The organism is Secundilactobacillus paracollinoides DSM 15502 = JCM 11969, assembly GCF_001311135.1.
Taxonomy (GTDB): domain Bacteria; phylum Bacillota; class Bacilli; order Lactobacillales; family Lactobacillaceae; genus Secundilactobacillus; species Secundilactobacillus paracollinoides.
On the sequence record NZ_BBAG01000031.1, the window covers coordinates 14,563 to 37,165 of the forward strand.

The 22,603-nt window shown below is 46.7% G+C and carries 15 protein-coding genes, 6 pseudogenes and 1 other annotated feature; of the genes and pseudogenes, 12 read left to right on the forward strand and 9 right to left on the reverse strand.

Annotated elements, in window-relative coordinates:
- Positions 1 to 885: 885 nt before the first annotated feature.
- Positions 886 to 1,740 (forward strand): annotated as a pseudogene (locus tag JCM11969_RS10465) (SPFH domain-containing protein).
- Between the two features lie 428 nt (positions 1,741 to 2,168).
- On the opposite strand, the gene JCM11969_RS10470 reads toward JCM11969_RS10465, so the two are convergent.
- Positions 2,169 to 3,014 carry an aldo/keto reductase gene (locus JCM11969_RS10470; protein WP_054711083.1) on the reverse strand — a complete coding sequence of 282 codons (846 nt, stop codon included), beginning with the start codon at positions 3,012 to 3,014 and terminating at the stop codon, positions 2,169 to 2,171.
- Positions 3,015 to 3,068: 54 nt separating this feature from the next.
- Positions 3,069 to 3,500: an NUDIX hydrolase gene (locus JCM11969_RS10475; RefSeq protein ID WP_054711085.1), complete on the reverse strand. Its 432-nt coding sequence runs from the start codon at positions 3,498 to 3,500 to the stop codon at positions 3,069 to 3,071.
- 203 nt (positions 3,501 to 3,703) lie between these two features.
- On the opposite strand from JCM11969_RS10475, the gene JCM11969_RS10480 reads away from it, so the two are divergent.
- From JCM11969_RS10480 to JCM11969_RS10510, 7 genes and pseudogenes are all read left to right on the forward strand, one after another.
- Complete coding sequence (locus tag JCM11969_RS10480; RefSeq protein ID WP_369523226.1) at positions 3,704 to 5,059, forward strand: APC family permease; 1,356 nt, start codon at positions 3,704 to 3,706, stop codon at positions 5,057 to 5,059.
- A 112-nt stretch (positions 5,060 to 5,171) separates the two neighbouring features.
- Positions 5,172 to 6,508 (forward strand): annotated as a pseudogene (locus tag JCM11969_RS10485) (aspartate aminotransferase family protein).
- A gap of 837 nt (positions 6,509 to 7,345) precedes the next feature.
- On the forward strand, positions 7,346 to 7,588 hold the full coding sequence (locus tag JCM11969_RS10490; RefSeq protein ID WP_054711087.1) for a hypothetical protein: 243 nt from the start codon (positions 7,346 to 7,348) through the stop codon (positions 7,586 to 7,588).
- 34 nt (positions 7,589 to 7,622) lie between these two features.
- A pseudogene (locus tag JCM11969_RS10495) lies at positions 7,623 to 9,064 on the forward strand (glycoside-pentoside-hexuronide (GPH):cation symporter).
- 383 nt (positions 9,065 to 9,447) lie between these two features.
- Positions 9,448 to 9,957: an ECF transporter S component gene (locus tag JCM11969_RS10500; RefSeq protein ID WP_054711089.1), complete on the forward strand. Its 510-nt coding sequence runs from the start codon at positions 9,448 to 9,450 to the stop codon at positions 9,955 to 9,957.
- Entirely contained in the window at positions 9,957 to 10,802 is an 846-nt protein-coding gene (locus JCM11969_RS10505) for a PfkB family carbohydrate kinase (protein WP_054711091.1), read from the forward strand. Before JCM11969_RS10500 ends, JCM11969_RS10505 begins: the two co-directional genes overlap by 1 nt.
- Positions 10,803 to 10,899: 97 nt before the next feature.
- Positions 10,900 to 11,901 carry an SGNH/GDSL hydrolase family protein gene (locus JCM11969_RS10510; RefSeq protein WP_054711093.1) on the forward strand — a complete coding sequence of 334 codons (1,002 nt, stop codon included), beginning with the start codon at positions 10,900 to 10,902 and terminating at the stop codon, positions 11,899 to 11,901.
- A 615-nt stretch (positions 11,902 to 12,516) separates the two neighbouring features.
- Here JCM11969_RS10510 and JCM11969_RS10515 read toward each other — a convergent pair.
- Positions 12,517 to 12,708 (reverse strand): hypothetical protein, encoded by a 192-nt coding sequence (locus JCM11969_RS10515; RefSeq protein ID WP_156319336.1) that lies wholly within the window; start codon positions 12,706 to 12,708, stop codon positions 12,517 to 12,519.
- A 68-nt stretch (positions 12,709 to 12,776) separates the two neighbouring features.
- Here JCM11969_RS10515 and JCM11969_RS10520 point away from each other — a divergent pair, with 68 nt between their 5' ends.
- Positions 12,777 to 12,959, forward strand: coding sequence for a hypothetical protein (locus tag JCM11969_RS10520; protein WP_054711097.1), 183 nt, complete (start codon positions 12,777 to 12,779; stop codon positions 12,957 to 12,959).
- Between the two features lie 104 nt (positions 12,960 to 13,063).
- On the opposite strand, the gene JCM11969_RS10525 is transcribed toward JCM11969_RS10520, so the two are convergent.
- From JCM11969_RS10525 to JCM11969_RS10535, 4 genes and pseudogenes are all read right to left on the reverse strand, one after another.
- Positions 13,064 to 13,729 (reverse strand): histidine phosphatase family protein, encoded by a 666-nt coding sequence (locus tag JCM11969_RS10525; RefSeq protein WP_054711099.1) that lies wholly within the window; start codon positions 13,727 to 13,729, stop codon positions 13,064 to 13,066.
- Between the two features lie 45 nt (positions 13,730 to 13,774).
- Positions 13,775 to 13,945, reverse strand: a pseudogene (locus tag JCM11969_RS20440) (hypothetical protein); the annotation flags it as partial.
- On the reverse strand, positions 13,906 to 14,811 hold the full coding sequence (locus tag JCM11969_RS10530; RefSeq protein WP_054711101.1) for a YfhO family protein: 906 nt from the start codon (positions 14,809 to 14,811) through the stop codon (positions 13,906 to 13,908). The pseudogene JCM11969_RS20440 and the gene JCM11969_RS10530, both read right to left, overlap by 40 nt.
- On the reverse strand, positions 14,808 to 16,865 hold the full coding sequence (locus JCM11969_RS10535) for a YfhO family protein (RefSeq protein WP_082409299.1): 2,058 nt from the start codon (positions 16,863 to 16,865) through the stop codon (positions 14,808 to 14,810). Before JCM11969_RS10535 ends, JCM11969_RS10530 begins: the two co-directional genes overlap by 4 nt.
- Before the next feature lie 727 nt (positions 16,866 to 17,592).
- Here JCM11969_RS10535 and JCM11969_RS20445 point away from each other — a divergent pair.
- Positions 17,593 to 17,766, forward strand: a pseudogene (locus JCM11969_RS20445) (acyltransferase family protein); the annotation flags it as partial.
- Positions 17,767 to 17,851: 85 nt separating this feature from the next.
- Complete coding sequence (locus JCM11969_RS10545) at positions 17,852 to 18,517, forward strand: hypothetical protein (RefSeq protein WP_054711108.1); 666 nt, start codon at positions 17,852 to 17,854, stop codon at positions 18,515 to 18,517.
- Between the two features lie 113 nt (positions 18,518 to 18,630).
- Here JCM11969_RS10545 and gnd read toward each other — a convergent pair whose 3' ends face one another.
- Complete coding sequence (gnd, locus tag JCM11969_RS10550; protein WP_054711110.1) at positions 18,631 to 19,530, reverse strand: phosphogluconate dehydrogenase (NAD(+)-dependent, decarboxylating); 900 nt, start codon at positions 19,528 to 19,530, stop codon at positions 18,631 to 18,633.
- Positions 19,531 to 19,729: 199 nt separating this feature from the next.
- Entirely contained in the window at positions 19,730 to 20,677 is a 948-nt protein-coding gene (locus JCM11969_RS10555) for a YdcF family protein (RefSeq protein WP_054711112.1), read from the reverse strand.
- An 89-nt stretch (positions 20,678 to 20,766) separates the two neighbouring features.
- Positions 20,767 to 20,984 (forward strand) — a binding site (T-box leader).
- A 47-nt stretch (positions 20,985 to 21,031) separates the two neighbouring features.
- Here JCM11969_RS10555 and tyrS point away from each other — a divergent pair.
- Positions 21,032 to 22,287 (forward strand): annotated as a pseudogene (gene tyrS, locus JCM11969_RS10560) (tyrosine--tRNA ligase).
- Positions 22,288 to 22,603: the final 316 nt, after the last annotated feature.

Below are 22,603 nucleotides of genomic sequence, written 5' to 3' on the forward strand. Positions count from 1 at the left end.
TGGAGCGGAGCGTGATTTTTTAGGCGCCACCCTTTATCCGCTTCTGGTTTCGCAGTTTTTGCTGTTATGTTTAATGAAGGTTTAGTACATAGTGTATCTATTTTATATAGCGGTAACGTGCTCCGCCCCCTAAACGCTTTTTTCCGCACTTTTTTATCCTTCGATAATTAACCATATTATAGTGCATTTCCCCTATATAGCCGAAACGTGCTACACGAGGCAAAGGGTTGCACCTAAGGGACTTCGACCACAAATTCCAAGACCAGGAATTTCTGGTCAAAGTCCCTTATGCTCCACCCTTTAACCGCCCCTGGTTTCGCACTCTTTGAGCTAATATGTAATAAAGGTTTGCGGTACCTAGTGCGTCTATTTTATATAGCCGAAACGTGTTCCAGCAGGCAGAGGCTACTGCATAAGCCAACTCTGGCACAAATGCCAAGTTCAGGCATTTATGCCAGAGTTAGCTTATGCTCCGCCCTCTAACCGCCTGCTTCCACACTCTACAAAAAAACCGCCTGATAGTAGGGTCAGGCGGCAAGGTAGAACCGGTTGTTATGGAGGGGGAGTTGCTGCGGACCGATGGTGTTACCACCAGGGTCATTAATAACCGAACGGGTAGGGGGAGCAGTACTCCATAGTCCCGGCTCATACATAATTATAACTAATTTTTGACAAAGTCAAAGTAAAAACACTCAATTTTTTAATAAAAGTTGGAATCGATTTCAATGAAACGTTATCTTGACTGCCTTATAATAGAGCATGAAGGAAGACAGAAGGGTACGTTTCAGCATCAGCCCTTTTCTATAAGCCGTTTCATCATGATCGTTAAACAGTTCTAATACTAAGCATTAGTTTAACGAATTGTGGGAAAGTGAGGGGTTTCAAATGACTGAAAAAACAGTCTTTCACGTAAATGGGTATTTAGGGTTGATTATCGCCATCGCACTGCTGCTTTTGGGCGGTTGATGCATTTGGCTGCAAACAATTGCGTCGGTCGTTATTGGTGTCCTTTTGATCATTGTTGCGCTGATTGCTGGCAGTTCACTGACCATTATTGCACCGAATGAAGCGAAGGCACTGACGTTTTTTGGTCAGTATGTCGGCACCATTCGACAAGCGGGATTGTTTATGACGATTCCGCTGACCAATAAGACACCGGTATCATTGCGGGTCAGAAACTTTAATAGTAGTTTGCTGAAGGTGAACGATCTGCGCGGGAACCCGGTGGAAATTGCGGCTGTAATCGTATTTAAGGTCGTGGATACTAGCAAAGCGCTGTTTGACGTGGACGATTATGAGCAGTTTGTGGAGATTCAAAGCGAATCGGCCATTCGTCACATGGCATCAGAATTTCCGTACGATGCGTTTGATGAAAGTGAAACCGTCACCTTGCGGAGCAATCCGACTGAGGTCTCTAATCAGCTGACTGAGGAATTGCAGTCACGGTTGGATATCGCTGGTGTTAAGGTCATTGAAACGAGATTGACGCACTTGGCCTACGCAACTGAAATTGCCAGTGCGATGTTGCAGCGACAACAGTCGGCAGCAATTCTGTCAGCTCGAAAGATCATTGTCGACGGTGCGGTGTCCATAACGGAGGACGCCATCCGCAAGCTGCAAGAAGATACAGACTTAGAATTGTCAGATGACCGAAAATTGCAGCTGATCAATAATGTGATGGTGACGATTATTTCCGAACGTGGAACCCAGCCGGTGATTAATACTACGGAGACGAAGTAGAGAGTGGAACAAATCGGTTAAAGACTGGAGCAGAAGCGGACTATGTTATAAAATCCCGGGTTTGGATTTTGTAACATAGTCCGCTTCTGTGCAAGTCTTTGGTTTGTGTAACTCGTTTCGGCACGGTTGTCAAGAAAGTGACGACATTAGGTGAGATGGTCCGTTTGTGTGCAAGTCTTTTTGGTGTAACTCGTTTCGGCACGGTTGCCAAGAAAGCAGGGCAATAATGTTGTAACATAGTCCGCTTGTGTTCAACTCGTTTCGGCACGGTTGCCAAGAAAGCGACGACATAAGTTGCCATAGTCCTCTTATATACAATCTTCTACTTTCTGGAATTCAAGAGACGATAAAAAAAGACCATTTCAATCATGAAAAAGTACCCACTAATGACCAATGAGCGGTCAATAGTAGGTACTTTTTTGAATTCATCATAAAATATCCAATGGCAGTTTCCGAGTCGGCGCCGGAAATGCCACATCCAACAACGCCAATTCTGCCTTACTCAGTGTGATATCCATTGCAGCAACGTTGTCTGTCATGTGCTCCGGCTGAGCCGTTTTTGGAATGGCGAGCACTTGTGGCCGGTGAATGGCCCAGGCAAGAATGATCTGGTAAGCTGTCGCATTGTGCGCAGCGGCGACCTTCAGGACGTTTGCGTTGCCAGTCATATTGGCTCCTAGTGAATCGGCATTGCCAACCGGGCTGTAAGCAATCATGGGCACGTTGTGATCAGTCTGCCAACCCAGAAGACTATATTCGATTCCCCGGCTGCCGAGGTTATACAGGTCTTCGTTAGCGGCGACTTTGTTACCGATCGGCAGGTCCCATAGTTCAGTCATGTCGTCGATATCGAAGTTCGAAACGCCCCAAGCTTTAATTTTGCCCTTGATCTGCATCCGCTCAAGCTCAGTGACCGTTTCAATCAACGGCGCCCCACCACGCCAGTGATAGAGGTAGAGGTCAACGTAGTCGGTACCAAGACGCTTGAGACTGTCATCCAGGTGGGCTTCAATTGTTTTTGCGATATTATTTGGCAGCACTTTTGAAATCAGGTACAGGTGGTCGCGGTCATAACCCTGGATCGCTTTGCCAACTAGTGTTTCCACTGCGCCCGACCCGTACATTTCTGCGGTGTCGATAACTTTGGCACCGGCATTAAGGCCGGCACGGATGGCATTAATTTCCTGTTTTTCGATAGCGGGGTCATCGCCCATGTGCCACGTGCCGATCCCGATGGCTGGTACGACTTGGTTATTAATGGTTACAGTTTTCAAATTAAACCCTTCCTTTGTTAGATCATGACGATGGTTCGATGAGGGCGGCGGCCTTTAGGATGGCTGCCGAAAACCTGTGAGCTGGTCAGGTGCTGGTAAGGCGTTCAATGAAAAATAACGAACGCGTTCCGTTTCACCGGCCTGTGGTAGCAGGGGCTGGTCAGTGGCCGTCGCCTGATAAACGACGATAACGGCATCGATTTGGTCGCCGTTGGGATACTTAAATTGCATTTGGGGACCGCTGAGTAGTGTTTTAAACGTGGGTGCCGAAATACGAATACCGGTTTCTTCAGCAACTTCACGAATCGCGGTCGTTTCCAATGCTTCATTTAATTCCTTGGAACCGGAGGGCAGTCCCCAGAGGTGGGTGTCCGTCCGGTATACCAGAAGGAGTTGGTTTTTTGAATTATACACCAATGTTGCCGCGCCGGTTGAAATAAGTGGCCGATGACCGACAAATTGACGTAACTGTAATAAATATCCCATAATTCACCTCAATCATTAAAAAATTCAGAACTATCTTTATCCTAGCAGGAAACGGTGTTAAATGCTCATTTTTCCGTTTGCATATTTGGTCAGGTATTGCATGAATTTAAAATTCTTGTTAAAATATACTCATTTATTTCTAATGTTGTTGGTTGTTTTGATTAGTTATACATAGCGTCAAGCTATCCTCGGGAGGAATTTGAATGAGCTTTATTAGTAATTTTGTGCGTAAAGAGGATCCAAACGTCTATCAGGACAAGGATTCTCATATGGCACGTGTGCTGGGTGTCAAAGACATCCTTGCTTTAGGGGTCGGCACCATCGTGTCCACCTCGATCTTTACGCTACCTGGTGTTGTTGCCGCGCAACATGCCGGTCCAGCGGTTGCGCTGTCTTTCTTGGCAGCTGCGGTGGTTGCTGGGCTGGTGGCCTTTGCTTACGCTGAAATGTCAGCCGCAATGCCGTTTGCCGGATCTGCTTATTCGTGGATCAACGTTGTGTTTGGTGAAGGGTTTGGTTGGATCGCCGGCTGGGCACTGCTTGCTGAATACTTTATTGCCGTTGCCTTTGTTGGGTCCGGGTTATCCGCTAACTTTAGGGGCTTGATCGAGCCGCTGGGAATTACCTATCCCAAAGCCTTGGCAAATCCGTTTGGGACGGACGGCGGGGTGATCGATATTACCGCCGTCGTCGTTATCGTCCTGGTTGGTCTATTGCTATCCCGCGGGGTCTCAACTGCTGCCCGGGTGCAAAACATCCTGGTGACCTTGAAAGTCCTCGCCGTTTTGACCTTTATCGTTGTGGGTGCAACTACCATCCACGCCTCAAACTACGTGCCATTTATTCCGGCACACCACGTGAGCGCTGACGGTAATCAATTCGGGGGCTGGCAAGGAATCTACGCCGGCGTCTCAATGATTTTCCTTTCCTATATTGGTTTTGATTCCGTTGCCGCGAACTCGGCTGAAGCGAAGGATCCGCAAAAGACCATGCCACGAGGTATCTTGGGTTCACTCCTGATTGCCGTTGTGCTCTTTGTCGGCGTTGCGCTTGTGCTGGTTGGGATGTTTAAATATTCGGATTATGCCAACAACGCGGAACCCGTTGGCTGGGCACTGCGTCAATCCGGTCACGAAATCGTCGCTACCGTCGTTCAAGGGATTGCGGTTGTTGGGATGTTTACCGCCCTTATCGGGATGATGCTGGCCGGTTCACGGCTGATCTATTCCTTCGGGCGTGATGGCATGTTGCCAAAATGGCTCGGTCAATTGGATAAGAATAATCTGCCAAACCATGCGTTGATCGTGTTGACGGTCGTTGCTGTGATCGTTGGGTCACTGTTCCCATTTGCCTTCCTGTCACAACTGATCTCTGCAGGGACGCTGATTGCGTTTATGTTCGTTTCCCTTGGCATTTACCGGCTGCGGCCGCGTGAAGGTAAGGACATTCCAGATCCTGCCTTCAAGATGCGTGGTATCCCGTCATGCCTGCACTGGCCTTCTTGGGTGCCTTGCTTGTGTTCTGGGGCCTTGATATCGATGCCAAACTTTACGCGCTGATCTGGTTTATCGTTGGCCTGTTCGTTTACATGGCTTACGGGATGCGGCACTCCTATCTGAATAAGAAATAGGGGTGTGCCTTGATTAGAGGATGTCTAGAGGAGGAACAATAATGGGTGATAATGAACGTCTGTTAGCCAATGAAGCCCCAGCCTTTTCCCGGGCTGCTCGGGTGAAGTACTACAATATTGTCATTCGATCGGGGAAGGGCGCCGTGGTCACGGACGTTGATGGCAACGACTACATTGACTTGCTTGCCAGTGCATCGTCCACCAACACGGGCCACGCCCATCCTCACGTTGTTAAAGCAATTCAAGATCAGGCAGCGCGCTTGATCCAATACACTGCCGCTTACTTTGCGACTGAAAATGAAGCTAAACTTGCGCCAAGATTGGCAGCCTTAGCGCCGATCAGCGGCCCCAAAGCCCTTGCGTGGGGCAATTCGGGTTCTGACGCAAATGATGCCATTATTAAGTTCGCCCGCGCGTATACCGGACGACCAAACATTGTGAGCTTTACCGGGGCCTACCATGGGTCCACATACGGCTCACAGACGCTCTCTGCGGTCAGTTTAAACATGAGTCGAAAGATTGGCCCAATGTTGCCAGGCGTGGTTAAGGTGCCGTTTCCTGACCCCTGGAAGCGATTGACCGACGAAACCGACGACGCATTTGTTGACCGGATGTTTGCTGCATTTAAATTACCGTTTGAAACGTATCTGCCTGCTGAAGAAACGGCGGCAATTCTCATCGAACCCATTCAGGGTGACGGGGGATCGTTAAGGCACCGCAGAAGTTTATGGAAAAAATTTACCAATTTGCCCACGATAACGGTATCCTATTTGCTGTTGATGAGGTCAATCAAGGCATGGGCCGAACCGGTAAGTGGTGGTCCATCGAAAATTTTGGCTTGGAACCAGACCTAATGTCAGTTGGAAAATCCTTGGCCTCAGGATTGCCGCTTAGTGCTGTGATCGGCCGTCAGGAGATCATGGATTCACTCGGTGCCCCTGGTCACCTCTTTACGACAGCGGGTAACCCGGTCACAACCGCCGCAGCAATGGCAACGATTGACGTCATCGAGGATGAACACTTGATCGACCGCAGTGCCAAACTAGGTCAGCGGGCGGATAAATTCTTCCACGATGATCGCGAGAAGTTTCCGTTTATTGGCGATATTCGGATGTATGGGTTAAATGGTGGGATTGATATCATTGACCCAGAAACGGGTGAACCAGATGCGGATGCTACAACTAAGATCATCTACCGTGTCTTTGAGTTGGGCGCCATTATTATCAGTCTAAAAACAAACGTGCTGCGGTTCCAGCCACCATTGGTCATCACGGATGAGCAACTGGAAAAGGCGTTTACCATTTTGAATCAGGCCTTTAAAGATTTCGCTGCCGGCAAGTTGAGTTTGCCGGAGAATGCGGGAGAGATTGGGTGGTAGAGAGTGTGGAGCAAGGCGGTTAAGGGGCAGAATGTAACGGACTCTGGCAGAAAAGTCCGGGTCTGACTTTTTTGCCAGAGTCCGTTACATGGCCGCCCCTTGCCTTGCGGAACACGTTACGCTACGAGGCCAAGACCCACGTCGCATATCCCTGAATGAGAATGATCCTGGAACAATTGTTAAACACCAAAAAAGGCACAGCCACTAAAGGCGGTGCCTTTTTAGATAAAAAAATAAGTAACAGCACAACAAAAAATGTCAGAATCAATCACTTTCTTGCGAATTAGTCAGGCAGTTTCATACTGGGCGACCAAACTGAAAATGATTCAAGATCCGAGGTAGAAGGCAGAATTTTTTTACAGTGTAAGCCTGTTTAATCGAGAGGGGAGGTTGATGTCGTGTTAACGACAAAACGGGCTTGGTACGCTATTTTAGACCCCATAGTGGAAACGTGTTCTGCAAGGCAAGTTGCGTCCTCTTTCCCCTAAACGTCCTGCTTCACGCACTTAAATTTTTCCTTTTCTTCAATTCTTCCCTAAAGAAAGCCCAATCCCCGTGGTTGAACCGATCCAAGGAAAACTTTAACTAAATTTCTTAGTAAAATTTTATTGAAATTTTTAGTAAGCGTTTTCAATCAGAAAAGTTTGTGCTAAAATAAGGAAGAGTTTTAAGGCAACAGAATTTCACAAAATGGCTTTCTTGGTTACATCAAAAATGTAAGGGCTTACATTAAAAATGTACTTCACAAAAGAAATAGTGATGTTTGTGAATTGCTGGTTGCCGAACTTGGCAAGTTGGTTGATTGCTTCAAAAATTTGAGAGTGGGAGGTAATTCTTATGGCAGACAAAAACGATAAGATCACGTTAGACGTTAAAGCGTTCGCCGAAGCCGTTTTGGGTGGGAATCCCAAGAAGGACGACGAAGAAGATAAAGTTTACATCAAACGCCAACTCACGTTATACCTTGAAGCTGTTTTACTGGCTCAAGATTTTAACGATCTTGAAGAGACTCGCTTTGACGTTGCTAAGGCTGAGGAACGTAACGCAATCTTGAACAAGATCATCGAACGGCGTTATTAATTCATTGTATTTATACTAAGGGGCTGTCGCATTTATGAAACACGTTAAACAGTATACGTCCTACGCGTTAGGGGCCTTCGGTCATGACGCGTTCTACGCCACATTGAGCACTTATTTAATGATTTTCATTACGAGTCAGATTTTTGATACGTCTAACAAGGCGTTTAACTCGCATATGATCTACATGGTTTCCACGATGATGATGGTCATTCGGATCATCGAAATTGCCTTTGACCCAATGATCGGTGGGGCGGTTGATAACACGGATACCCGCTGGGGCAAGTTCAAACCATGGTTGATGACTGGTGCCACCATCAGTTCGATCATGCTGATCATCATCTTCACTGACTTTGGCGGGCTGACCACGTCGAACCCAACGTTATACCTCGTTTTGTTCGGTCTGACCTACGTTGTTTTGGATATCTTCTATTCCTTTAAAGATATTTCCTTCTGGTCAATGTTACCTGCTTTGAGTACTGAAGAAGATGTCCGGGCTAAGTTCGGGACGATCGGTCGTTTAGGCTCAACGATTGGTGCCCAAGCAGTGCCGATTGCGATCGTGCCATTGGTCGTTTGGTTCTCAAGCATCTTCTCAGGTGCAAAGAACGGAACTGAAACTCACGCTGGGTGGGTCGGTTTCGCGGTTGTCATCGCTGCTGTTTCCTTCTTAGTGGCCTTGGCCACTACGTTAGGGACTAAAGAATCTAAGACGTTGATTCGTGAAGATACTGAAAAAACTAGTGTTATTGGGATCTTCAAAGCCTTAGGTAAGAACGATCAATTGATGTGGTTAGCCGTATCATACTTCTTCTTTGCCCTAGGCTACGTTGTTACCAACTCACTGTTGCTGTACTACTTCACCTACGTCATGGGCGCCGCAAAACAATTTACCTATGCTGGTTGGTTAATGGCGATTCTCGGGGTTATCTCCGTTTCACTGTTCCCAACCATCGTTGCCAAGGTTCATCGGAAGGCCATTTACGTTGGTGGGATCGTCATGATGATCATTGGTTACGCCGTCTTCTTATTTGCCGGTACAAACAGTGTTGCTGTTATGATCGCCATTGCCATCTTCTTCTTCCCATACCCAATGATCTTCTTGGCCGCTTTGATGACCATTACGGATGCCGTTGAATATGGGCAATGGAAGAACGGTACACGTAACGAATCAGTTACCTTGCCGTCCGTCCGTTGATCGATAAATTGGCTGGTGCCTTCGCTAACGGCATTGTTGCCCTAGCAGCCGTCCACTCAGGGATGGTTGGGGCTGCCAAAGCCGGTGGCGTTTCAGCTCACCAGCTGATGGTCTTTAAATCATTTATGTTCTACGCACCTGTCATTCTGATCGTGATTGCGGCGTTGATCTACTTCTTCAAGGTTAGTCTGACTGAAGACCGCCACAAGAAGATCGTTGCTGAATTGGAAAAGAAACTGCGTGCTAAGAAGGATGAAGAAGAGAAGACTGCTGAAAATTAGTCATTCTTTTTGATATTATTGTGCGTCCTTTAACGTTCCTTATGGATAATGGTTATCCATGAGGGACGTTTTTTTGTGCGCAGCACGAGTTTTGAGCGGAATTGGGCGTCGGCAGTGTTGTGTGATGACGCTCGTAGTTTTATGATGACTGTGGATTTAAATTGGTTGGGATGATTTCAAGCCAATTGGTTGTTGTCGAACTGATAATGGGCATGCTAAGTTACTCTTAGTGGATTATTTTGACATTTTTATGAGAATTCGTTTTTTTTAAATTGTTGACAGATGTTCATCAATTGCAATGAAATCAGTCGTTATGCTATTATCAGTTGCTTCACTAAATATGTTAAAATGATTAAAATTTATTGTGTAAAGAGGGGTTTCGCTTGAGTAATCATAAAGGAACATCTACCCGCGAGGTTGTTTATCTCGCAATGCTTGTGGCTGTCACCGTTGTTATTTCCCGGTTCTTCTTAATTCCGGTGCCGATGACCCACGGAAACGTTAACCTGTGCGATGCAGGTATCTTTATTGCGGCACTCTTGTTAGGCCGAAAACAGGGGGCTATCGTTGGGGGCTTAAGCGGCTTCTTACTGGACCTGATCTCCGGCTATTCGCAATACATGTTCTTTTCACTGATCGTTCATGGGTTGGAAGGCTTTGTGGCCGGCTGGATCGGCGCCGGCAAGTCTCGCGGCATGAAGATCGTTGCGATGGTCGTTGGTACCGTTGTGATGGTTGCCGGGTACTTTGTCGCTGATTCATTGTTGTACCACGTTTCAGTCGGACTGATCGGCGTGCCAACGAACTTTATTCAGGGAATTCTGGATGGGGTCGTCGCCTACTTCGTTTCGATCCCGTTGGAGAACCGGCTGCCGCACTTATTGGATTCATAATGGCAGAGATGACAGGTGACCGGCCATTCCTTGTAGCGGAGGATCTTTCCGCAGTCGGCAGTATGTCGCTTGGTGTTGCCGGGCCAATTTTAGCGGCCTGTGACGTTGCGACGGCATTAGTACCGACACAGTTATTATCGACGCAAACAGAGGGCTTTGATACGCCCGCAAAACAGTCTTCGGCTAACTGGCTGGAGGCTGTTCTTGCGCATTGGACCCAGGTTGGTATTCGGCCCCAGGCTGGGCTAATCGGATACTTGGGGGATGCAACCCTAGTGACGACGCTTAAACGCTATTTGCGCACTCGGAAGCTATCGTGGTTGGTCCTCGATCCCGTGATGGCAGACGATGGGGTTTTGTACCCGGGGTTTCCAGCCGATTACGTGGTACAGATGCAGACGTTAGTGACGGAGGCCAGTATCATCACGCCTAACTGGACGGAATTACAACTCCTTATTGGCCAAACACCGGTGGCAAGCGCCACGCGCCAACAAGTGCGGACTGCCGTTGACCAACTTTGGCAGGGGGGCAATCCTGATCTGAAAGTGGTCGTGACGGGTATCACTGTTGGTGATCAAGTGCGGACAATGTGGTTCGCCCATGGCACCGACCATGTGATCGATACGCGTAAACGTCCCGGCCACTTTTATGGCAGCGGGGATGTCTTTACGGCGGTGCTGAGCGGCAGCCTGGCAACCGGCTTATCGTTTGACCAGTCTGTGAGACGGGCGGTTACCGGCACGGCCATTGCATTAGACCAGACTGCAAAAGAAGTGACCGATCGGCGCTTTGGAATGCGGTTGAGCCACTTATTACGCTTTTTAAACACACCACGCCCCGTTTAATATTAAATTCCAACGACAAAATGATTACGAACCCATTATTTGCGGTATTGGTGGGCTATAATTGTTACTATTGAATGGAATTATAGGGGTACGTGAGTTGGTAAACTCAAGACATCATTTTATTAAAGCAGTTCTCGGCGGTGCAATGGCTGGGTTGCTGCTCTTCACCATCAGTAGTCAGGCAAGTGCGGCCAAGGTCGATAAGAATTACGCTGTAAAGACCACGACCAAGCTTAGTGAACGCGCACGTGTTGTTTCCGTTAAGGACCCAACAACGATGACAACGGCAATTTGGAACTACCCATATCTGTCGAACAAAAATGCGAAGAAGACGCATTGGCTCAAGAATTATACCAACAAAACGTTGCTGGTCACCAAGCAGGAAACGTTAAAGAATGGTATGAAGTACGATTATGTGCAGGTTGCTAACAAGCCAACGGTCAAGGGCTGGGTCTACTCAAAGTGGATTCGTCAAATGACCATGGCAAGTTTGGGCGATTCAATTACTAAGGGCTGGACTGGAAGCGACTACGCTGCTAATCCATACCCTGAAGTGACCGGGACCGACATGGGCATGAGCGTTACCAACTACGGTGAAAACAACGGTGAAGTGACAGGGGATACTAACCTGGATCTGACGTACAATATCGAAAAACATAGTTTTAAGAATACCGACGTTATCACCATTGCATACGGTGTCAACGATTACTTCCACGTGTTGTCGTTAGCGAAGATCCAGTCCGTTTTGGATGCTGATCTGACCGAATCACAAACGAAGTATCCGGATGCACAGATTGTCGGCATCCTGCCAATGGACTGTTACGTATTAGATCCAGACACCAACACCTACGTGAATGCTGGCAGCACCTTGTATAAGGACCACGCTTACACGTTAGGCGACGTCCGTGATACTGAAAAGGCAGTCTACGAAAAGCACAATGTTAAAGTGTTCAACTGGGCTGACTACGAAAGTGAGTTCTTGCCAACGGATGATTCACGCCTAACCTTCTTCGGCGATAACCGCTTGCACCCAACTGCAGCCAGTTACGAAAAGATGGGGAAAGTCTTGGCAACCTATTTGGAAGCTAATTTAAAGTAATCGAACAGCCACAATCATAAAAAGACCATTAAGTTCTACAATATGAACTTAATGGTCTTTTTTGTGTGTGCACTGAGACTTAAATTACAGTGAATTAACAATTTAGATAGTACAGAGGGCAAATTTAATGGGTCTTTATATTGTTGGGTGATTCAAAGTAGCGTTTTAATGTCGCTTTGTTCCACGGTTCGGCCCTGCAGGCTGAGGTCGGGTCGCAGTTTGCAATGCCGAACGGTTCCACTACGCTATGATTCTGGTAGTTGCCATCAAAATTAATAAGTCTTCAAAAGTGGCATCACGAAACTTCTATATTAATCGTTACTAGTGACTAACACGTTATGAGAAGCATTGCTGTTAATAGCTTACTAGCTGTCGAGGGCGGATTCTCTGAGAACTAGTTTTAACGCAATTGTGATGCTTAACCCGTGTCAAATTACGTAATGCAACGGACTGATTCTCTAATGCTAATAATTTTAATTAAACAACACTTTAATAATTTTCACACAAACTTCATACATTATTCTCAAACAATTCTTATAGTTAGGATAATATATAAATATCGAAAGGACGGGTGATAACATGAGTCATTCTGAGCAGACATTTAAACGCGGCAGTTTAGTAAAATGCCAACAAAATCATGAGATGCATGCCAGCTTTATTGGCAGGGTGCAACGCGTTTTTTCTGACCGGCTTGTCGTGGAGGTCATGAATTTCCATTTTAAAGATCGCCGTGTCGTTGAGGCTCACCAGTACTGTCTCATCGTCGCAAAATGCGATGCTCGGATCATGCATATTCTTCAGTGCCAAGACGACACACCGTCGCGTCATCGAAATCAGCATTAATTAAATTCACTGACCTAAAGGAGGTCCTTGTCATGCTTAAAGTTAACGATCTTGTCAATTGTCAACCAAACGGTAATCTCAAACAGTCCTTTGTCGGCCAAATCGAAAAAATTTATGAACGTTCCGTGATGGTTAAAATTATCGATCACCACATTGAAGACCGCTGGAAAGTCATTGAGCTCACAGGCGCGTCGTGGTGCGAATGCAGAGTGTGACAGTTATTCCAAATGCGATTGAAGTATAACGATAGAAAATACCCAGTTGATTGCAGAACGAGCAAGGTAGCTCGTGTGCAATCAACTGGGTATTTTTTGCGTTTCTATTGAGCAACGTAGTCGATCTTGTTAAAGAAGTCCACGTGGATGTCGTCATCCGTGATCGTCAGTTTGGTAATACTGCCGTTGATCGTGGCGATTCCGGTGTCAAGTTCGGGTGCGTAGCGGTCAACGATTGACCGAATCGTCATCCCGTGAGAAACCACCAGCGCAACGTCGCCATCCTGGCTGTTATCGCGCAGTTTATCAAAGCCGCGGTCTAATCGGGTCCAAAACATATCGTTGGATTCAGCTTCACCGTAAAGGTCGGCTTTATGAATTAAATCGCGGGCTTTTTCCAATCCGTAAGTACCGAGGACTGCGGATTCCGAGGTTAGGTTGACCTGTTCACCAACGAACTGCCACATCTGGTTCAGATCGTTGCCTTCAAAGTAACCGTGGCACTGTTCCCGGAATTCAGGGTACTGGTAGCTGATGATGTTAATGTTTTCTGGATTAGCCTTCAAAATGTGACTTGCCGTTTCAATGGCACGGCCTGAATCTGAGCTATAGGCTGCGTTAAAATTTAAGGCCTTCAATTGCTGGCCAGCACGGTCAGCATCCGCGATTCCCTGTTCCGTTAAGGGTGAGTCGATCCAACCCTGAACTTTATTGTAATGGTTTAACATGGTCTGTCCGTGACGGACAAAGTAGGCAGTAATTGTTTTCATGATCAAGCGCTCCTCATCTAGTGTGTCTCATCAATGCTTTCCTGTTCATTGTACCAAATTAAGCGGCTTTCGACAGGGTTCGTCGTCTGAAAATGACCCAGATGATGAGCCGGCAAGAAAGAAAACGCCAATGAGTGTCGCAATGAAACCAATCTTTAATCCGGGGGTCGTGTAGGTCAACTTGATCCGGTGGCGACCAGCCGGAATTCTCGCGCCAACGAACCCACTATTGACTTGCTGGGTTGTTGTTGCCCGCCCGTCAACAGTGAGGTGCCAACGCTAGAATAGGGAATGGAAGTGGTTAGGATCGTTGGTTTATCAGTTGAACTGGTGCCAGACACATGGTTATTTGTGACTGTTAGATGGTTCAGTGCCTGTCTTTGCAAGTGGGTCGTTTCCTGACGGTACTGCCGACCAAATGGCACCGCAATGATCCGAACCCGTTTAAAATGCAGCTGCTTGGCATTGGTAAACGACAGGGAAATTGTTTTGCGCAAGCGGGTTGAGTAGCCCATATTAAGTAGCAGTTGATGCTTTGGCTCATAGTCAGACATATTGTTGATGCCAAGCTGGGTAAAGTCAGTTTTCGTATGGTTGGCAGATACTGTCAGATCATAACTGTCAAAGAAGGGGGACTTGACGATCGTTCGCCATGAATTTAAACGTTGGCTCTTTGTAAAGGGCGTCCCAGCCATTTTGTAACGGTTGCTAGCGAGTGTCTGCCGGTCGCTCGTTGATGCAAATGAGGCCTTGATTCCAGAGAGCTCGACGTATAATTCACAATTTTTATATCTTTGAGGCTGTTTCAGGGTGAGCTGGTACGTTTGACGCTGGCCCAGCAGGTCACTTGTCATGGTGGTCAGTCCGCTTTGATTCGCCTTTTGATTTTTGGTGATCAGTTGCTGATTTTGTTTCAGTAAATTGGTTACTGTTTTCGATGGGTGCGTCAGATTAGTTGCAGCAGCGTATTGGGCAGCTTCCTTGGGCGTCAGCTGATCCGCATTTTTAACATGTTTTGCAGAGAGCGATTGATTCACGTTATTATCCAGTCGGTAGCCGATGGCCTGTTGCAGGGTCGTCACGGGCAGACTCGTTGTGGTGACAGAGTAGGGAACAGTTTTGCTGATTTTTTTGGTGTGACTTGGCCGATGCCTGATACTGGGTTATCAGTTTGGGCGCCAGTCAAAAGCGCTTGTTCTTTATCAGGCTGAGAGAGCCGGTTAAACGCCTTCTTGTTGAGCTGTTTTGATTGCAGATAGGCGAGTGGCAACGCATTCTTGTTTTTGAGCAAAATGGTGCCGGTCCCATTACCGAGTTGATACACGGGGTGGTCAGCGAATAGTTTTGGCTGACCGTTCTTTGTTTTAATAGCGTTGAACCCGTATGGATGCGGCGCGTGAGATGTCCAATCATCTTGCCGAGTAAATAGGTACTTAACGCCTAAGAGATTCAGCATCGTCGTGCGATTATCGGCGTTCCCCGTTGGGTTATTCATCGCTGTTTGCGCGTTGCCGAGTTCACGATTAAAGGCATCCACATAACCGCTTTGAACGGAGTAATACGAACTAATACTATGCGTTCCAAGCAGCATGCTGATATTGTTGCCAACCGTTGGTGTCGTATAGTAATCGCTTGAAGTTGCAGTACGATAAAATGTGTGATCCATTTTTTTGAGATATTGGTCGGCCTTGTCAAAGAAATCCGTCGTCCATTGGGCAGCTGTGCCCGTTTGCACCTCGTTTTTCGGCGCATCACTGTAGTTGCTGCTGTAAAAACCGAGACCTGTGTTCATCAGATTGATGGTGATTACTAGGAGTAACAGCGACTTTAATTGGGTGGCCGGCAACGGCTTTAGCAGTGCGACTGCGATAATCAGTAGCACGGTCAGAAACAGACCGAAACTCATGAAAAAGTGGGAGCCCGTTTTAAAGATAAATCCGTTAGCACACCAGAATCCGAGGGCAAGCGCGATGGCACTGCCCATAAACCAATAAAAATCACGGACAGTCAATTCGGACAGGCGGTCGATGAAGACGGCGGAGACAATGGCAAATAACAGTTGTGCCAGTAGGAGCCACCTATTTGATGGGGTACTCATGACGTTCATAATTGCCGCAATCTGTGGCAAAAGAAGGCCTACCGCGGTGAGGATAATGAGCGTGTTGAGTGCCCAATAACGTTTAAATCGGCGCATCGTCCAGATAATGGCCATCAGCGTGATGCCGCTAAGACCTAGGATCGTCCAGTAATAGACTGTCCCGTTTGCATTGATCAGGGCGGCTGGTAACCGCAAATAGTAGAGTGCGGGGTAAGTCGTCAGGCCGTTCGCAAAGATTGCGGCGCCAGAACGAGAGGAATGCAGCATTGAGATAATCACAGGAATCAGGATGACACTGGCAAGTAGCAGCGCACCGATGAGTGCCAGAAGAAAAGTTCCGATGGTGCGGATGATGGAACGGTTCAGAACGTGTTTTTGGCGCAGTTCAAAATAGCGCACAATGGCGAAGATAAAGGCGCCAATGGCTAAAACGTACGCAAAGTACAGGTTGCTGACCAGTGCCAGTGCGGTGACAATGGTCAGCCCGAGAGATGAGTGGCCATGATAGATCCGGTCGATGAACAGACAAAGAAGTGGAAAGAAGATCAGTGGTAGTAAGAAGAATGGGTGGTGAAAACTGACGTAAAATGTGAACCCGTTAAACGTATAAATGAGACTGCCAAAGAGCGTGCCGGCACGCTTTAATCGTAGTTGCTTAGCTAATGCCATAAAGGACAGGCCGACGACATACAAGCGCAGCAGCGTTAGCATCCAGTAACCAAATTCAATTTTATCCGCGGAAAACAGCGCAATGAGATAGCTGAACGGATCACCCACAACATAGTAGGCAAAGGTGGTCATCTGATTGGCACCCAATCCTAAATTCCACGACCAGCTAAAGAGTGACTGATGTGTCGTGCCATGCAAGATCCGATAGAATTCCCTGAGAATTGGATAGTGCTGGGCAATTCCGTCTAAATTCCAAATCGTTGTGGCTCCCGACTGATGCAAGGTACCGAAAGTAACGGTAACGATTGCTGCAAATAAAATTGTGTACGCCACCCACACCGGCGTTTTTTCATAAAGCTTTTTCACCATGATCTCTCCAAGTCTGCAATAGTGTCTCTATTATTGCATACATTGCCCCATCAGGAATAGTCCAAACGCGGCCTTCGAGACGGTCGTTGCGTTTTGACTTGTGGTGGGGCAGGCGTTTGATTTGGGCATTGATGCGGAATTTTGGTGGGAGTTCGAATTGGGATGTGCTTAGGAGGGACGAGGACTCCTGCATAGGCCAGCTCTGACAAAAATTCCAGATTCCGTTGTTGGACCTGTTTTCAGCGAGCTGCTTGCGACGAAATTTTCCCCTTACAAAGTTGAAACGCGTTCGGGAAGGCAAGAGGTTGCACCTAAACGACTTCAGCCACAAATTCCAGGACCATTTACCGGAATTTAGTTTTCAGCGAGTTGCTTGCGACGAGATTTTTCCCTTACATAGTGGAAACGCGTTCGGGAAGGCAGAGGCTCCTGCATAAGCCAACTCTGACAAAAATTCCAGGTTCAGGAATTTCTGTCAGAGTTGGCTTATGCTCCGCCCTCTAAGCGCTTTCCCTCACGCTCTGATTACTTTTCCACTCACTTTTAATTACGTTTGTGTAACATGGCTCCTTTTTTCAGAATTTTAGGTAAAATAGAGCAAGAGAACCTGTGGTGAAAGGATGAGAATTGATGGCAAAACGCGCTGAATGGGTCGACATGGCCAAGGCAATCGATGATTGCCGTTGTACTTGGTCATGCCATTCATCCCTTGGTAGCGGACCCCAAGATGAGTACGCTATTTTCAGTGATTTATTGGTGGCATATGCCGCTATTCTTTATAATTGGGGGCTTTTTCTTAAAGCCGCTGACAAAAACGTGGGCTGGCTTCCGGGCTTTCTTTAAAAAGCGGATCGTGCCCAACCTAAAATCTTACTTTCTTGCAGGAAGTATTCTGATACTAATTAGTCACTTTATTAGAGGACACAGTTGGAAATACACGTTATTCTACTTTGTCCGGTTGGTGTATGGTGGCCGGACGTTGAATCATGACCTGTCCATTTTTTTGGTTTATGACGGTTTACATTTTGACAGTCATTGTGGTGGAATTGATCATCACGTGGGTCGATTCGGTGCCCGCTCAGTTCTTCATCGCAATGACACTCTATATGACCGGGATGACGTATAAGCACATGGAATTTTTCCAGTATAAGTACGTGCCGTGGGACGCTGATATTGTCTTGCTGACGACGCTATATATGCTCTGCGGGTACTACGGGTTTAAGTACTATAATAAGATTCCGCATAAGAACTACTTTATTGCGGCAACAATGGCCATCTATGCCATTTTGATCATCTATAAATACCGCGGTATTTTACGGTTTAGTCTTTATTTAAAATCACACAACATTGCAAATTCATTCTTGGGGTTGTTTATCCCGTTGATCGTCTGTTTCATGATCTTTATGATCAGTGATTGGATGATGCGGGTAGGGGGACTCTTCAAATGGTTGCTGCCGTTTGGCTGGTACTCGAGTGCGATTATGTACATGCATAAAATGGTGCTGGATGCCGTCGCAATGGTTCCCATTTTAAATCACTGGGAAATCCAGTGGGTAGCGGGCTTGATCATCCCAGTACAGATTGCCATGAGCTATCATCGACTGAGGCTGGCTTGGACGTTACGCAAGGAAACCCATATGTCCCAATCTTAAATATAATAAAAAAGGACGCGCATCAGAAAAGCTGATCGGGTCCTTTTTTATGCCGTCGTGGCACAAAAAAGACGTCGCGGATGCGACGTCTCTTAATTGCTATATTTAAGGGATTAGTTCTTATCCATTGCGTGGCCACCAAAACCGTTACGTAAAGCTGAAACAACTTTACCGTTAAAGGTGTCATCTTGCATTGAACGGAAACGAACTTGAACGGCGTCAGAGATAACTGGCGTTGGAACACCATGAGCCATGGCGTCTTCGACAGTCCATTGACCTTCACCGTTTGAGTGCATGCGACCTTTGATCTTGTCCAAGTTGGCATCCTTAGCAAAGGCTTCTTCAGCCAATTCGATCAGCCAGCTACGGATAACTGAGCCGTGGTTCCAAACCTTCGCAACGGCTTCGTTGTCGTAGTCAAAGTCAGAAGCTTGTAACACTTCGAACCCTTCACCGATGGCTTCCATCATTCCGTATTCAATACCGTTGTGGACCATCTTCAAGTAGTGACCTGAACCGGCTTTACCGGTGTAAAGGTAACCGTCTTTTTGTGAAATGTCTTCGAACAGGGGACGGATAACTTCGAATTCAGCAGCGTCGTCGCCACCGATCATGAAGTTCCCACCGTTCAGGGCACCGCTCCAACCGCCTGATGACCCACAGTCAAAGTAGTGAACGCCCTTTTCCGTCAAAAGACGGTTGTGACGTAGAGAGTCTTTCCAGAATGTGTTCCCACCATCGATAACAATGTCGCCTTCGTTTAAAGCATCAGCTAATTGATCAACAGTAGCATCAGTTGGTTTGCCAGCTGGTACCATGATCCAAACAATCTTTGGTGATGGTAATTGGCTAACCATGTCTTCCAAACTGGTTGCAGTAGCGGCACCGTAAGTGGCTGCTTCTTCAACTAACTTTGAATCAAGATCAAAACCAACGACTTCGTTATCGTGACGAAGCATGTTTTGGGCTAAATGGATACCCATTTTTCCTAATCCGATTAAACCTAATTTCATTAGAAAAACTCCTCGTTTCGTTTTTGTGTGTTCTTCTTGTCAACGACATTATTATATTAGAAACCGAACCGAAAAACAAGCCGGAATGTAAAAGATTTTCATTTTTATTTACAGTTGTGTAAAAAGGATTGTGAATTTAAACGACTATGAAAATGCTAACGACACGGGGAACATAGGATTATTTTTACAGTTTAAGCAATCAAAAACTAATGGGATAGACCAGATTTAAAGCGATTAGCGCCCCAGCTACGCCCCAAATTGCAGCCAGGTAGTAGCGGTAGTAATAGGTGAGGGCAACGAGTTCACGTAGAGTTGCAGAAAACAGACTGATAGCACTGGTTGGCGCAGCTAAAACACCGATAGTTTTAAACCCGCTGTTGTGCGCCAGTAGTTTACTGCGTGTGACATGATAGTTGCTTGTTGCGAATGCCGTTCGAGACGGAACTGTGCTGGGCAGCAAGTGACGACTGAATTTAAAGTTTTCCTGGGTTGAAGTGGCGTGATCTTCTAATTGAATATGGTCAGCTAGGACGCCATGCTGAATCAGGTAGGCCGCCATCGCATGTGCTTCAGATTGTGGTTCATCTATGCCTTGACCACCACTGACGATAATGCGTGGCGGGACTGTTTCGGTATTATAAACTGCTAGAACGCGATCCAAGCGCCGTTTTAATGTGCGTGATAGACCACGTACCGTGACCTGTGCACCTAAAACAATAATCAGCCGGCTCTTGGTTGCCTGATGTCTCAGATGGTAGCTGGTGAGAGAAAAATAGGTTGCCATTAGTAATAGGAAGGTCAACCACACAATGCCAAACCAGAATAAGATGCTGCCCCATAGAGTGCGACTCGCCATGTAGCTTGGGACAATTAAAAGATTGATGAGTCCAATAAGAATGACCAAGGACAACCAAAACCGTTTATGATAGGTCGGGCCATGTGTCAGGGCGCGCGCTTGCCAGACAGTAGTGAGACTTGCAATCAGGGCCAGGATTGCCATATAGACGGCCAATTTTTGCGGCACAATACGCGCAATGACACAGCAGATCATCCAGGTGCCGTCTGCTAGCCAGTAGATTAACTGCGTCGGGTTAAATAATGTTAGTCCTCCTGACAATAACAGGAGCGTCAAAAATACCCAGATCAAGGGCACACCTCCATTTCCTTACCCATAATGTAGCATATCTAGTGGGTATAATGGTGCATTGACTTTTTAGTGTTTCATTTGTATGATTAATATCAGCAATGAAACAGCAAGTAGGACGTTGATGAACGGGTAAGTGAGAGACTTGGCGGGAGCTGCGAGCCAAGCGTCGCAACGACCGAAGTACACTGTGGAGCGAGACTAGGTCAACCTAGCGGGTCATGCCGTTATTCATGTCGAGAGATTGTTTCTACTATATAATAGACACAATAACTTGGGTGGTAACGCGGAATTTAATTTCGTCCCTATTAGCAATGTGCTAATGGGGACTTTTTTTAGTCTTAAGGAGGGCTACTTGTGACAATTTTAGATGAATTAAAATGGCGTGGCGCCATTAACCAACAAACGGATGAGGCGGGGCTTAGCGATTTAGTTAAGGAAAAGGCAGTCGGCTTGTACGTCGGCATTGATCCAACTGGGGATTCCATGCACATCGGGCATTTGATCCCATTCATGATCTTAAAACGGTTCCAGTTAGCAGGTCATAAACCTGTCATCGTTATTGGTGGTGGGACAGGGTCGATTGGGGATCCAAGTGGTAAGAAGTCTGAACGGGTCCTTCAAACGATGGACCAGGTGCACCACAATGAAGATGCGATCACTGCCCAAATGGAACACCTTTTCGGTCAAGATGGCAGCTTCAAAATCGTTAATAACTATGAATGGTTGTCGAAGATGTCACTGCTAGATTTCCTCCGCGACTACGGGAAGCTGTTCAATGTGAACAACATGCTGGCTAAAGAAGTCGTTGCTTCACGGTTGGAAGTTGGAATTTCATTTACGGAATTTACTTACCAGATCCTACAATCTGTTGATTTTCTGCACCTATATCAACACGAAGATGTGCAGGTTCAAATCGGTGGTGCCGACCAGTGGGGAAACATTACAGCTGGTATCGATTTGATTCATAAGATCGAGGGCAGCGAGGCTAAAGCATACGGGCTTACCATTCCATTGATGCTTAAGGCTGATGGAACCAAGTTCGGAAAAACGGCTGGCGGCGCAGTTTGGCTAGATCCAGAAAAAACGTCTCCTTATGAATTCTACCAATTTGGCTTAACCAAGATGATCGCGATGTTGTGAAGTATCTCAAGTACTTTACCTTCCTTAATAAGGAAGAAATTGATGACCTTGAGCAGAAAGTGGGCACTCAGCCAGAAAAACGCGAAGCCCAACGTCGGCTCGCACAAGAAGTGACTAGTTTTGTTCACGGGGATGCGGCGGTGACAGAAGCAGAGAATATCTCTAAGGCATTATTCTCTGGGGACGTTTCAGCATTATCGGCCAGTGAGATCGAACAGGGCTTCAAGAACATGCCTTCGGTTGATGTCACGACCGAACCACGTAATATTGTTGAATGGCTGGTAGATGTGACCAACATCGAATCTTCGCGGCGTCAGGCTCGTGAGGATATCAATAACGGCGCTATTCGCATCAACGGTGACAAAGTGACGGATGTGGATGCCGTTATCGATCCTGCAAGTCACTTTGATGGGAAGTTCGTTATTGTTCGTCGTGGGAAGAAGCGCTACTTCTTGGCACGCGTTAAGTAAGCACGAGGAACAAATTGGTGACTTGTTCGGTCATGTTAATGAATTTAGGCAACTAGTGGGACTGCTTGAGGTTTACGTAGTGGCTGACCCTTGATAGGGTGGCGAAGACCATTAGTTGTGATCATTTAAGAGACTTCATCTAGGGTTCCCAACAGGAACCAGAGACGGGGTCTCTTTTTTGTCACGTCAACTAAGATGGGATTCAATTATTTTACTGGAGGTCGGTGGTCCAAGTTGGCAGATGTCCGTAGCAATAGGGTGCTTATCTGAAAAAAGAGGGGGTGGTGGTCAGAATTATAATTATTTTGAAAAACAG